Genomic DNA, 13,956 nt, shown 5'->3' with positions numbered 1-13,956 from the left:
ATGAATAGTTACTTAGTCACTAAACCGCTTAGCTCACTCATTAGTACTGAGAGCGTAGACAGACTGATTTTACTGTCTGCACCATTAGCATAAAGCTGATCTAACTTGCTCATCTCTGTGGTGACTGACTCCAAATGATCTAAGTGACGTGAACGCCATTCACCAAATGCTTGCTTCGCATCTGGTTTAGATAATATGGCATCCATCAGTAGACGTAGACTACGTGACAGCTCATTCATCAACGCATGGCGCGCGCGGCGATCCCAGTAGTCTTGCTGTGGTAAAGTGGCGATATTGTCCATCATCCAATCTAACTGCAAGACGTGATAGGCATCAAAGTACAACGTTGCAATCTCATCAACAGGACGCTCATATTGCTCAGCGAGCAGTGCGGCATCAAGTGCATCAACATGATAAGGCAGCATCGCAAACAATGCGGCATCACTATTAGACAAATCATTCTGCATCAGGTTAGTTGTGTCTTCTTGCAAGTATTCTGCAAATTGTTGCTCAATAAAGCCACCTGATTTGGTTAATTTCTCAACACTATCGCTAAAGCGACTGATCATGTCAGCGACTTGCAAGTCTTGACCAAAGGCATTGATAAACCAAACCACACCATGCTCAAGCGCGTCACGTAGACGTAGTTCAAGATTTAGCAGTAATTTGGCATCGACTTGATTGTCCAGCGCTTCAAGCGTTTTCCAAGCTTTTGATACATTGAAGACATCACGGCTAATCGCATAACCACGCACGATGGTCGCCAGCGATTGGTCTGTTTCCTCATAAAGACGGAACAGTGCTTCAATGCCCAAACGATTGACCACGCTATTGGTCAAATACGTGCTGATAATTTCGCGATGTAAGCGGTGTTCTGTCATCTCATCAAAGAACCGCGTAGCCAGCTCATCAGGGAAGTACTTGCGCAGCTCATTGATAAAGTACGCATCATCTGGCAAGTCTGATGATAATAAGTTGTCATACACCCACATTTTGCCATAAGCCATGACAACTGCCAGCTCAGGGTTGGTCAAGCCAGTATCTGATTTTTGACGTTTGGCAATTTCTTCATCTGATGGCAGATATTCAATCGCCCGATCAAGACGTCCTTCACCTTCTAACATCTGAATAAAGCGCTGATGATCACTTAAGTTAGCCGCCGCACGAATGTGGCTAAGCTCAATGGCTTGTGGTTGAAGGTAGTTTTGACGCAATACCAGTTCTGCCACGCTATCAGTCATGCTCTCAAGCAACTCATTACGCTGCTTCAAGGTCATATCGCCTTGCTCGACTACTTTGCCAAGTAAGATTTTGATATTCACTTCATGATCTGAGCAATTTACGCCGCCTGAGTTATCGATAGCGTCGGTATAAATGCGACCACCCGTTTGTGCATATTCGATACGCCCTTGCTGGGTAAAGCCTAAGTTACCACCTTCACCAACGATAGCCGTACGTAGCTCATTACCGTTGACCCGTACTGCGTCATTGGCACGGTCACCGACGTCAGCATGACTCTCATTCACGCTTTTCACATAAGTACCAATACCACCATTCCAAATAAGATCAACAGGCGATTTTAACAGCGCACTGATTAACTCATTAGGTGCAAGGCTGTCTGCAGCGATATCAAAACGCTGTTTCATCTCGGCACTGAGCGTGATGCTCTTATCTTGGCGGGAGAATACCCCACCTCCTTGGCTGATGAGCGATTTTTCATAGTCATCCCACGTCGAACGTGGCATATCAAATAAGCGGGCACGTTCAGCGTATGAAGTGGCAGCATCCGGATTAGGATCGATAAAGATATGTAGATGGTTAAATGCGGCAACCAGCTGGGTATGGGTTGAGAGCAGCATCCCATTGCCAAATACGTCACCACTCATATCACCAATACCAACCACGGTAAAGTTATCATGGTTCTGAATGTCCATGCCGCGCATACGGAAGTGGCGTTTGACCGACTCCCAACCACCGCGTGCGGTGATACCCATGGCTTTGTGATCGTAACCAACCGAGCCGCCTGAAGCAAAGGCATCATCGAGCCAAAAATCATATTCAGTAGACAATGCATTAGCAATATCCGAGAAGCTGGCGGTTCCTTTATCAGCTGCGACCACTAAGTATGGATCATCTTCATCATGGCGCACGGTGTTGGCTGGCGGGACAATTTTTCCATCGACGATATTATCAGTCACATCGAGCATACCGCGTAGGAATGCTTGATAACAAGCAATGCCTTCGGCTTGGAATTCGTCACGACCATCTGCCATGGTTTTGGTTTTGACGATAAAGCCGCCTTTTGAACCAACCGGGACGATCACGGCGTTTTTGACCATCTGTGCTTTGACTAAACCAAGTACTTCGGTACGGAAATCTTCCATACGATCTGACCAACGCAGACCACCTCGGGCAACTTTACCACCACGCAAATGCACCGCTTCAACACGTGGCGAATACACGAATATCTCAAACATCGGTTTTGGTTTTGGCAGATTAGGAATATCTGCTGCCAAAAATTTAAATGATAAGCGATCTTTACGCTGACCATTGCTATCGGTTTGATAGAAGTTGGTGCGTACCATTGCATTAATTAAATCTAAGTACCAACGCAAGATACGGTCTTCATCTAGGCTATCCACATCTGTCAACGCAGCAGTGATCTGCTGTTGAATCTTCGCAGTTTTTTCTGTGCGCTCATCTGCACTGTACTTAGGATTCATACGGGCATCAAACAGACAGCCTAGCGCCACGCTAATATCGCTATTTTTTACCACAGTTTGCTGAATATACGTACTAGAGAATGGGGCTTTTGCTTGCATCATATAGCGTGATAAGGCTCGTAGCACCACCACATCATAAGTATCTAGATTGGTCGTCAATACCAACTCGTTAAATGAATCACTCTCAACATGTCCTGCCCAAATCTGTTTGAGACTGTCTTCAAACTGACCACGCACCACTTGCATGTTAACAGTATCAACGTGTTCTAACGTTAGCTCATACTCTTGCATCCAAATGGGCTGCTCAGGCAGATCAAACTCATAGGTTTGTGCTGAAATGACAGACACACCAAAGTTTTCAAGGATTGGCAGGACTTTGGATAAGATTACAGGCTGTTCACGACCATAAAGCTTCAGGTGGAGTTGGTTGCTAGCATCGCCCGTTGACTGGTATAAATGCCAAATCATCGGCTGCTCTGCTGTCAATACAGCCAAACGCTTGGTATCTTCAACCGCAGTACGGGCATCAAAACGCTCTTGATAAGCGGCAGGGATATAATTCAAAAAGCGACGGTTTAAAGCATTGGCTTGCTGCTCACCCACATTATCCAATAGCATTTTTTGATAGCTGTCGCTCCATGATTGCATTAACGCAGCCAACTTGGCTTCAAGTTCAGCAGTGTTAACATCTTTTACCTGACCTGGCACCGTACGCACGTGGACATGAACACGAGCGTGAGCAGATTCATTAAATTCGGTGGTAAAACCTGATGATGTGCCACCGTAGGCTTCTTTTAGGACATTTTGTACTTTGATGCGTAGCTCAGTGTTGAACTTGTCACGCGGGATATAGACCAAGCAGGAGACAAAACGCTGATAATGATCAATACGACTGAATAGGCGTAGACTCTTCTTGTCTTGTAACTGGCTAATACCAGAAACGATAGGATATAGCTCTTCTACGCTGGCTTGAAAGAGGTCGTCACGCGGTAACGTGTTAATCACATGCATCATTTTATGGTGCGCATGACCGTCACGTGGCAATTCCGCCATGGCCATAATCTTGTTGGCTTTTTCACGTAATAGCGGGATTTGTTGCACAGTCAGTTGATACGCTTGTGAGGTCAATAGACCAATAAATCGATATTCACCAACCAGCTTACCATTGTCATCAAATTTATGAATACCTAAAAAGTCCATATATACTGGACGATGCACAGGCGATACACGGCTTGATTTGGACAACATCAATACTCGCGGTTCAGTCAATAGTTGCTTTAATACTTTTGGCAATTGGCTAAAACTTTCTGAGAGTTTGTCTTCTTCAGCGCCACGTAATAGACCAAGACCGCTATTACCAATGGCGAACAAATCTAAATCAGCAGGTTCAGAATTCACTTCGACAGCCTGCCCGCCTTCTAAACGGTATTCACGGTAACCCAAGAATATAAAATGATCGTCTAATATCCAATCTAAAAACGCTTGTATCTCTTGCTGCGAGTAAAAGACTTCCGGTAATGGTTTCTTTGATAGCTCAGCTTTGATATCCGTCAGCTGTGCACGCATCTGCTTCCAATCACCAACGACTGTATCTAGCGTATCAATTTTTGCCAATAACATTTGCTGTAGCGCAGCCAGATCCTCATCATTTTGATAAGCAATTTCACAATGAATCAAAGACAGATGAGAGGTAGCGCTTTCATGTGCACCTTCAATATGGGTAATATGACCATTATCATCACGCTCAACACTGACAATGATGTTATAAGTACGATGAACATCGATACCTTCAGCCTCAAGACTCATCAAAATCGTATCGACTAAAAACGGTCTGTCATAGGCAACAATTTGAATAACCGTATGTGAGCTGTGAAAATGCTGCTCTTCTGCCTTGGGGTTCAGCACCTTCAGTTGTGGCTTGCTACCATCATAGGCTTGGAGCAACGTAAAATGATGTAGTGCCATGCCCGCTAGGTCAGCATTACTGATGGTCTCAGCTGCTTCTGCGTGCAATGGCTGATAATAGCTATGAATAAAATGATCAAATAATGATTTGTCTTTTTGTACATAACTGGTAGCAATATCGCTTATCTGGCTGATGCGCTCTTTTGCGATACTGAGGGAGTTTGGCATGTCCTTCATCCTTTTTTATAGATTTGATTTATCATTTATTTAAGTTTATTAATTCGTACTAACTAATGGCACCGCATAAATATATGGAACATTATTGGTGCTGCGGAGCAGTATATCCATTTACGCAATTTATTCTGTTTTTTTCTTGATATTTTAAGTTTCTCTCCTTTTTTCATCCTTATTTTTAGGAATATGTCGCAATCGGGATTTAATACCATTAATTTAGTGAAGTGTAACGTACATAGCGCGCCAGCTAAAGCGTACAACATCATTTCATGAATCAGCAACATGTCGATAACATTTACTCATGAGACAGGTTTTACTCTTTCTTGACGATTAATTGCTGGCGAGTGGATACTCATGGCAATCGGTACGACTTTTTTGTTAGAATATGCCAGTATATTTGAGAGTGTATGGCTAACTCATAATTAACTTTAATGCTAAGGGCAAGACGTATGATGAATATTTTGGTGATTGGTTCAGGTGGTCGCGAACACGCGCTAGCATGGCAGTGTGCAAAAGACGATAAAGTCAATAATGTCTACGTCGCGCCTGGTAATGCTGGTACAGCGCTTGAACCTAAATGCCAAAACGTTGTCCTAGTATCGACAGTATCTACGGGCGACAACGCTAGTGAGCATAGTGCAATCATCGATTTTTGCCAAAATAATGCCATTGATATGGTCATTGTTGGACCAGAAGCGCCTTTGGTAACTGGTATCGTTGATGCCTGCCGTGATGCTGGTATTAAAGCGTGGGGACCAACAGCATACTGTGCGCAGTTAGAAGGCTCCAAAACCTTCGCCAAAGAATTTATGGAGCAAAACAATATCCCTACAGCAGCCTATAAAGGTTTTACTGAAGCTGTGGCTGCCAAAGCTTATATCGATGAACATGGCGCACCAATCGTTATCAAAGCCGATGGCCTTGCCGCTGGTAAAGGAGTCATCGTTGCGGAAACTATCGAACAAGCACATGAGGCCATCGATGATATGCTTGCCGACAATAAATTCGGTAATGCAGGCAGCCGCGTGGTGATCGAGCAGTTTTTGCAAGGCGAAGAAGCCAGTTTTATTTGTATGATTGATGGTAAAAACATCTTACCGATGGCAACAAGCCAAGACCATAAACGTGCTTTTGAAGGCGATACAGGGCCGAACACAGGCGGTATGGGCGCTTACTCTCCTGCCCCAGTTGTCACTCAAGATGTCCATGAAAAAGTCATGACCCAAGTCATCCAGCCAGTGGTTGATGCAATGAATAATGCGGGTCACCCTTATACGGGATTTTTATATGCAGGTCTTATGATTGATGCTGCCGGAGACCCCTATGTTATCGAATTTAACTGCCGTTTTGGTGATCCAGAAACTCAGCCTATTTTAATGCGTTTACAATCATCAATGGTAGACTTGGTTGCACAAGGTCTAGCAGGACAGTTGCCTAGTGATGCGCAATGGGACAGCCGCCCTGCCCTCGGTATTGTCATTGCTTCCAAAGGCTATCCTGAAACATCATCAAAAGGTGATGTGATTGCTGGCTTGCCAGAGCTAGATGCCAATAATGACAACGCTGTCAAAGTCTTCCATGCTGGCACAGCCTTTTCTGACAGCGATGCTATAGACAGCGAAAAAGAAGTGGTGACGAATGGCGGACGTGTCTTATGCGTGACGGCTCTTGCAGATAGCATCTCAGACGCTCAGCAAGCCGCACTTGCAGTAACGGGTGCTATTAGTTTTGATGGTACACAGTATCGCCGTGATATTGGTCATCATGCCATTGCTCGTGAAAACAGTTAGAAACCAATAGAAATCAGGCTAGAGCTGTTCCCAGCCTTAGTCTAATGCACCAAATGATTCTTAGCTTATATGATTCGACCTAGCATCACGCTAGGTCTTATTTTTTGATATCCATTTTACAAAGATTATAATCTGAAAATATATACTGCGTCTTACAAAGTAACTGCTATTGGCAAGCTTAGGCTCATCAACCAAATGTGCTTTATATGATACAATTTTGTACCCGTACATCGCATCTCCCTTGTATTGTAGGTTTTGAACCCACAAATCAATACCAACTGGATGAATGATTATATTTATGGCAAATGATACGTCTAAACCTTCTAGCAATAAGCAATCAATCGATAACTTAAAAACCTCAGGGTTCGATCGTCGAATGTCGATTGCCAAAACCTCCTTAAATATTGGTCGCCGTTGGGCGGGTAATAGTGTGTCTGGCATGTTCTTAAATAAAGAAGCACGTACAGCACGTAACCAAGTGTTTATGGAGGCCCAAGCAAACTACCTCGCAGAAGAGCTAGGTAAGCTAAAAGGTTCGGTTGTCAAAATTGGTCAAATGTTAGCAATTTATGGCGAACATATTTTGCCACCAGAAATCACACGTGCCTTGCAAACGCTAAATGATGATACCGCTACATTATCATGGTCAACCATGCAACAAACCCTGCAGCAATTACTGGGTGAAAAATTAAGTGAATTGGATGTCGATACGGTTCCTATAGGTACTGCGTCTCTCGCCCAAGTTCATCGCGCCACAGTGATTGCGACTGGCGAGCAAGTTGTACTAAAAATTCAATATCCAGGTGTTGCTGATGCAATCAACTCGGACCTTGCTTTATTTAAGCAATTATTAAAAGTTAGTAATATCGTTCCGCAGACCCGTTCGCTAGATGCTTGGTTTGAAGAAATACGTGACCTACTCCACCATGAGGTGGACTACGAAGCTGAAGCCGCGACGACAGAACGCTTTTATGAACGCTTGAGTGAAGATCCGCGTTATGTGGTTCCCAGGATTAATCGTACTTATTCCAAAAAGCGCCTACTCTGTATGTCTTATGAGCCAGGTATTACCGTAGTTTCTGAGGCATTACAATTATTACCTCATGAGCGTCGTAACGCTATTGGTCAGGCGGCCATCGAAATCATGATGCAAGAGATTTTTGTGTGGGGTGAAATGCAGACAGATCCCAACTTCGGTAATTATCTGGTTCGTGTCAGTGAAAATGAAGATGATATCGACAAATTGGTATTACTAGATTTTGGTGCTATTCGTCAATTTGATAATAACCTTTTAACCATTGCGCATGGCTTACTAAAAGCTGGCTACCGCCATGACCATCAGGCGATGATGCTTGCGATGACGGGTTATGATTTCTTTGATAGTATGAGCGATAAAGTACGCTCTGATATGGCGTCGCTATTTTTATTGGCAACTGAACCTTTTAGCGATCCTGAGAAAAACGATGACATCCCCACAGATTGTTTGGATGAGCAAAATCGCTATATTTGGGCCAATAGTAAACTGCATTCACGCTTATCCACTAAAGCTACTCGTGCAATGCAATCTTTTGAGTTCAACCTTCCTCCAAAAGAGTTCATGTTTATTAGCCGCAAATTCATTGGTGCATATACCTTTTTAACGGTACTTGATGCACATACGAACTCTAACAATTTGGTAAAGCCATACTTATAGTTTTGAATAGTGTGCAATTTTGGCCGTCATTAGGAGACGGCTTTTTTTTGATTCAATTATATTTGCTTAGGCTATTTTATATTTATTCTCCACATTATATTGTAATGATATATTCTTAATTATATATTTTATTGCTTAGGCTATTTTTTCGTCTATTATTAAGCTTGCCAATTATCAAACCTTGTTTTGTACCATTTCGGCTTACGGATGCTTAGCTCCCAGCATACCTCTTGCCGTGCTAAATACTTCACTTCAAAATGCGTACGCTGGCTATCGACGGACACTCGGTAGCGAGTATTTGGCAGGCACCAGAGCTTAGCTGCTTGATGCTCTGCATTGTCCATATAGGATTCAATATTGGTGACCAGTATTATCTCTCCCCATACCTGCAAGCGAGATAACAGAAACTCAAAAAAGGGCATATTTAGCCATTGCTGATTAGGATTATGCTGTTCAGGGTTGGGATAAAGAATAAATATTTTAGCCACACTATTGGGTTTTAGCGCATGCACCGTCCAAGCAATCGCATCTGCATGGATCGCATCTAGATTCGGTAGGTCTTGTAGTGTAGCCAGCTTTGAGAAAGCATCAAACTTATTGCGTGTACGCTCAATGGCGATCAAATGCTTATCAGGATTTTGTACTGCAAAGCTAAGTGCGTGCTTGCCCTTCCCTGCTCCAATCTCCAAAATTAACGGCTTTTCATTCTTATTATCACTGATGATTTTTGGAATAATAAAGTCGCGCGGTGCGGAGAGTCTTTTTGGTTGAAAGGCACGCGCTTGCTGATGCGTGAACTCGATATTGTCTGTCATCTACTATCCTTAAAGCATTTGTCTTTTGTCATTATTCTGCCCCATGCTATTATATAGCCAATCTAATTGAATAGTAATATAACGATAGCCAGTACTCCTCAATTCATCACAATTTATATGATAATAAATAACTATCGTGCGCAAATAATACTAATAACATCAAGGATACTCCCACCTTTATTATGACTGACTCTAATCCCAACACTGCACCCAAAACCTACCCTTGCCCACGTTGTGGCACTCAAACTGCTTGGCAAGACAACAAATATAAGCCGTTTTGTAGTAGTCGCTGTAAGCTGATTGACTTAGGTGCTTGGGCAAATGAAGACTACACGTTACCTGCAGAAACCACACCTTTCTCTGACGAGCTATAATCAATACTCTCTTTTAACTAACTTATCATCTTAAGGATGTTTTATATGTCTGCTACTTATCTGATGCCCACTTATAACCGTCAACCCATCAGCTTTACACGCGGTTCAGGCAGTTGGCTATACACCAAAGATGAGACGCCTTATTTAGATGCACTGACTGGTATTGCCGTATGCGGCTTAGGGCATTGCCACCCGCAAGTGACTGACGCCATTCAACAGCAAGCAGCGACTTTAATACATACCAGTAATTTATTCGGTATCGACTGGCAAGAGCGTGCGGGTGAAGTGCTATGTACAGCCGCCCAAATGGACAGTGTGTTCTTTGCTAATAGTGGCGCTGAAGCGAACGAAGCGGCGCTCAAACTTGCACGGTTGTATGCACATCAGCAAGGTTTTAAACGCCCAAAAGTTATCGTTATGGAGCAGTCATTCCATGGTCGTACGTTACTGTCACTGTCAGCCACCGCCAACCCAAAAGCCCGTGAAGGGTTTTATACATTAGATGAGGATTTTATCCGTGTACCCTTTGGCGATATTGCCGCGATTCAGCAAGCCGCGCAAGATCATGATGAAATTTGCGCCATCTTTGTAGAGCCTATTCAAGGTGAAGGTGGTTTAAATACTGCTGCCAACGGATTTACGTATCTTGAAGAACTACAGGCAGAGTGTGAAGCCCATAACTGGCTATTTATGTTGGATGAAGTACAGACAGGTAATGGCCGTACGGGTAAATACTTCGCTTATCAACATAGTAATGCGCGTCCTGATGTATTGACGACAGCTAAGGGCTTGGGTAACGGTTTTCCAGTAGGTGCATGCATGGTACGTGGGCGTGCTAATGGCCTGTTTGGTGCAGGTAGTCATGGCTCTACTTATGGCGGTACGCCGCTGGCCAGTCGTGTGGTACATAGCGTATATGACGTATTGGCTAACAGTGATATCATGACTAATGCCGTTACCGAAGGGCTGTTTATTCGAGAGACGCTGGTCGATACACTAGGACAATATGGCGTCAGCAGTCGTGGTGCAGGTATGATGATTGGTATCGCTTTGCCTGAAGACATGGACTGTAGTCAGTTGGTTGAGCGTGCGCGTGATGAACAAAAGCTAATCATCAATGTCACTGGTGGGCATGTTGTGCGCTTGCTACCGCCGCTTAATATGAGCCGCGATGAGAGCACACAACTGGCTGAGCGTTTGATTGACTTGCTAAAACCATCATTTTAGATAATTGGTTACATTAAACGCTAACACTAAAAAAGCCTATAGATAATATGTCTATAGGCTTTTTGCTTTTGGAGGCTTTAAACTACTCTCTACGGTGCATTATTCAAACGTCATCTAATTGGCGTGAAAGTACTTTTTTAACACCTCTAAACAGCGAGTGATTTTGGCTGGCTGTTGATCACGGTTTAAGGTGACGGCATATAGTACAAAACTTGGTAATTGATAACCGGTCAACACTTCGACCAAATCACCATTTTCAAGCTCTTTTTTGATGTCCATTTCCATCATTCTAACCAAGCCATGACCTTCTTTTGCCAAGGTGGTCGCCATAAAGACATTATTGGTATAAATGCGTGAATTCATTTTCGTGCGCGTCTTCTTACCCGTTTCTGTCTGAATGAGATCAATTTGATTGGCATCTTTCATGATTTCAATACAAATCAGCTGATGGTCAGCCAAATCTTTAGGCGTCTGCAGTTTGGTATGTTGGCGTAGATACTGCGGTGAAGCAACCAACATTTGGCGCACATCGGTCAATGGATGACTGCTGAGGCTCGAGTCATTAATCGATGGACTCATACGAATCGCAATATCGATCCGCTCATCAATCATGTCAATATAGTGGTTGTCTGCCAGGTAGGTAATGCTAAGATCATCATGTGCCGCCATCCACGTAGAGAGTGCCGGCAAGATGTGATTAACACCAAGCTCTGGTGTTGTCGCCACTCGTAAACTTCCTGCCAACTCATCACGCAACTGATTGACCTTAATCCGGCCTTGTTCAGCAGCACTTACCACATCCTTTGCGGCTTCATAAAAGCTTTCGCCAGCTTCTGTTAAGCTCAGCTTACGAGTTGAGCGGTGTAATAGCACGACGCCCAGCTCATTTTCTAATGAGCGAATTTGCTGGCTGACTGCACTGGTTGTAATGCCAAGCTCACGTGCTGAGCCACTAAAAGAGCCATGTCCAACCACACTGGCGAACACAGCCATACCGCGTAAATTATCCAACATATTCTCACCTAAACTTCATTTCAGTTTTTAATATAACTTAACCATTATAACGAATCTTAATTTATCTTATCGTTATTAAATATTTCTCTCTTGTTTAAAAAAGCCCATTTAATCTGCAATAAAAACAAAAATATCAAGGCGATAGTACAACATCGCCTTGATATTTTATATGAAAGTTGTCTTTAATAACTATATAGACTTTTAAATAATTTTAACAACAGTTTTTCTGACTGTTTAATACAACTGAACCTTACCCATTTTTCCTTCACCGCGCTCATTCAAATACTGCATCACAGGCGTAGCAAGCAGTCTTGCTTCTGCAACCGTTTTGGCTTGCACCAAGCGCTTTTGTTGGCGACGCTCAGGCGTCTTATCCTCTGCTTGCATGACGCTGCCATCGATTTGTAAGTCAATTTCTGCTTGGGTGAACTGCTGTTGCAGTTTAGCCGCTAATTGCTGAAAAGTGGTTTGTAAATGCCGACTATCTACACTTGTTATAAATATTGCCTTGCCATCGCATAAGCCCGTCATCATGCCTTGACGCGCAAGTGCTAATTCGTCTTGAGCCAATATCTCCGCTTCACGAGCCGTTTGTAGCCAATAATCCCATTTTTCTGGTGTCCACTCACCTAGTAGTTCTTGCGGTAAGCAACGCAGCAAAGTACGAGGATCATCAAGTTGCCTTGTTAACTGAGAATTATTTGCATCAGGCTCAACAACGGGTTCAGGCTCAACAACGGGTTCAGGCTCAACAACGGGTTCAGGCTCAACAACGGGTTCAGGCTCAACAACGGGTTCAGGCTCAACAACGGGTTCAGGCTCAACAACGGGTTCAGGGCTAGTAACTAATACATCATGATTTTGCTCATCATTTTGAGCCAAACTTGGCTCAAAATTGTTATAGGTTTTGACTTGTAAATCATCATTATCTCGTGCTTGATAATCAACGCCATAAGACTGTAATGGCGGTGCAGAAGCCGATTGGCTATTCGATGACTGTGTAGAAGGTGTAGATGCCCCATCTTCTATAGTTGGTACTTCAGGTGATAAAGAGCCAGCATAAGTATGATTTAATATCTCATCGACTGGCAACGGACGAAATGCCAGCAGACGTAAAATGCACATTTCCAGCGCTTGCATCGGTGTGCTCGCAAGCTTAACACCTTCACGTGCTTGCACGACAATCTCATAATACAGTTGCAGAACATCTGGACTCATATGCTGCGCAAGCGTGTTAATATCTTGCGCCTGTGCCTCATTTACATTTAATGCCACTTCAGGCAACAGCTGAGTCAACGCCAATTGATGCAATAATTCAGTAAGACCATCAAACATACTCGTCGCATCAACCATTTGCGCGCGCATTTGTTCTATATGAGCCGCGACAGCAGATTTGTCATGGTTATAGATGTCAGTAATTAAACTGACTAGATTAGCCGCATCAATTAAACCAAGCATGGCGTTTACAGTGACATCATCGAGCGCACCTTGACCAAAAGCAATGGCCTGATCGGTCAATGACAACGCATCACGTACCGAGCCTTTGGCGGCGCTAGCCAATTGCCAGAGTGCAGGCTGCGTATAACCCACCTGCTCTTGGGTAAGAACATTTGCCAAATGCTCGCTGAGTAACGTTTGCGGCAATGGACGCAACACAAACTGCAAACAGCGCGAAATAATGGTAATCGGCAATTTTTGCGGATCAGTCGTGGCAAGTAAGAACTTTACATGCTCAGGGGGCTCTTCCAAAGTTTTAAGAAGCGCATTAAAACTGTGTGTGGACAACATATGTACTTCATCAATCAGGTATACTTTATAACGCCCCTGACTTGGCGCATACGGCACATTATCCAGCAACTCTCGTGTGTCTTCTACTTTGGTACGGGATGCCGCATCAATCTCGATAAGATCGATAAATCGCCCTTGATCGATGGCCACGCAGTTATCACACACACCGCAAGGCGTACTAGTGATACCCGTATCGCAGTTCAAACATTTAGATAAGATACGCGCAATTGTGGTCTTACCCACACCGCGTGTGCCCGTAAAGAGGTAAGCATGATGCAGGCGATTATAATCAATCGCATTAATCAATGCTTGAGAAACATGCGTTTGCCCAATCAACTCGTGAAAGTTTTTGGGACGGTATTTGCGCGCTAAAACTTGATATTGCTGCGTCAT

8 protein-coding genes are annotated in these 13,956 nt (G+C 43.7%); 4 read left to right on the top strand and 4 right to left on the bottom strand.

Features of this window, described 5'->3' with window-relative positions; translation table 11 throughout:
* Positions 1 to 8: 8 nt before the first annotated feature.
* Positions 9 to 4,856 (bottom strand): NAD-glutamate dehydrogenase, encoded by a 4,848-nt coding sequence (locus ACT3S4_RS06065; protein ID WP_444760690.1) that lies wholly within the window; start codon positions 4,854 to 4,856, stop codon positions 9 to 11.
* A 458-nt stretch (positions 4,857 to 5,314) separates the two neighbouring features.
* Here ACT3S4_RS06065 and purD point away from each other — a divergent pair, with 458 nt between their 5' ends.
* Together purD and ACT3S4_RS06055 are read left to right on the top strand one after the other, a co-directional pair.
* Complete coding sequence (gene purD, locus ACT3S4_RS06060; RefSeq protein ID WP_444760699.1) at positions 5,315 to 6,652, top strand: phosphoribosylamine--glycine ligase; 1,338 nt, start codon at positions 5,315 to 5,317, stop codon at positions 6,650 to 6,652.
* 298 nt (positions 6,653 to 6,950) lie between these two features.
* Entirely contained in the window at positions 6,951 to 8,345 is a 1,395-nt protein-coding gene (locus ACT3S4_RS06055) for an ABC1 kinase family protein (protein ID WP_444760689.1), read from the top strand.
* Positions 8,346 to 8,503: 158 nt separating this feature from the next.
* Here ACT3S4_RS06055 and ACT3S4_RS06050 read toward each other — a convergent pair whose 3' ends face one another.
* Positions 8,504 to 9,160, bottom strand: a complete 657-nt coding sequence (locus tag ACT3S4_RS06050) for an SAM-dependent methyltransferase (protein WP_444760688.1) — start codon at positions 9,158 to 9,160, stop codon at positions 8,504 to 8,506.
* A gap of 182 nt (positions 9,161 to 9,342) precedes the next feature.
* Between ACT3S4_RS06050 and ACT3S4_RS06045 the strand changes: the two genes are divergently transcribed.
* On the top strand, positions 9,343 to 9,534 hold the full coding sequence (locus ACT3S4_RS06045) for a DNA gyrase inhibitor YacG (protein ID WP_444760687.1): 192 nt from the start codon (positions 9,343 to 9,345) through the stop codon (positions 9,532 to 9,534).
* Positions 9,535 to 9,579: 45 nt separating this feature from the next.
* A complete protein-coding gene (locus tag ACT3S4_RS06040) occupies positions 9,580 to 10,761 on the top strand; it encodes an aspartate aminotransferase family protein (RefSeq protein ID WP_444760686.1) in 1,182 nt (393 codons plus the stop codon).
* A gap of 114 nt (positions 10,762 to 10,875) precedes the next feature.
* Here the strand turns inward: ACT3S4_RS06040 and ACT3S4_RS06035 are convergent, their stop codons facing one another.
* Together ACT3S4_RS06035 and dnaX are read right to left on the bottom strand one after the other, a co-directional pair.
* Positions 10,876 to 11,775: a LysR family transcriptional regulator gene (locus ACT3S4_RS06035; protein WP_045448120.1), complete on the bottom strand. Its 900-nt coding sequence runs from the start codon at positions 11,773 to 11,775 to the stop codon at positions 10,876 to 10,878.
* A gap of 234 nt (positions 11,776 to 12,009) precedes the next feature.
* A complete protein-coding gene (gene dnaX, locus ACT3S4_RS06030; RefSeq protein WP_444760685.1) occupies positions 12,010 to 13,956 on the bottom strand; it encodes a DNA polymerase III subunit gamma/tau in 1,947 nt (648 codons plus the stop codon).

The organism is Psychrobacter sp. AOP30-A2-5 (assembly GCF_052378115.1).
Lineage (GTDB): Bacteria > Pseudomonadota > Gammaproteobacteria > Pseudomonadales > Moraxellaceae > Psychrobacter.
Note: the sequence above shows the minus strand (reverse complement) of the source record. Positions and strands in the feature narration are given on the sequence as shown.

What these genes read in the sequence shown, in the direction of transcription:
- ACT3S4_RS06040 (WP_444760686.1), top strand. Translation starts at nt 9,580, where the DNA reads ATGTCTGCTACTTATCTGATGCCCACTTATAACCGTCAACCCATCAGC.
- ACT3S4_RS06065 (WP_444760690.1), bottom strand. Translation starts at nt 4,856, where the DNA reads ATGCCAAACTCCCTCAGTATCGCAAAAGAGCGCATCAGCCAGATAAGC.
- ACT3S4_RS06035 (WP_045448120.1), bottom strand. Translation starts at nt 11,775, where the DNA reads ATGTTGGATAATTTACGCGGTATGGCTGTGTTCGCCAGTGTGGTTGGA.
- purD (WP_444760699.1), top strand. Translation starts at nt 5,315, where the DNA reads ATGAATATTTTGGTGATTGGTTCAGGTGGTCGCGAACACGCGCTAGCA.
- ACT3S4_RS06045 (WP_444760687.1), top strand. Translation starts at nt 9,343, where the DNA reads ATGACTGACTCTAATCCCAACACTGCACCCAAAACCTACCCTTGCCCA.
- ACT3S4_RS06055 (WP_444760689.1), top strand. Translation starts at nt 6,951, where the DNA reads ATGGCAAATGATACGTCTAAACCTTCTAGCAATAAGCAATCAATCGAT.
- ACT3S4_RS06050 (WP_444760688.1), bottom strand. Translation starts at nt 9,160, where the DNA reads ATGACAGACAATATCGAGTTCACGCATCAGCAAGCGCGTGCCTTTCAA.
- dnaX (WP_444760685.1), bottom strand. Translation starts at nt 13,956, where the DNA reads ATGACGCAGCAATATCAAGTTTTAGCGCGCAAATACCGTCCCAAAAAC.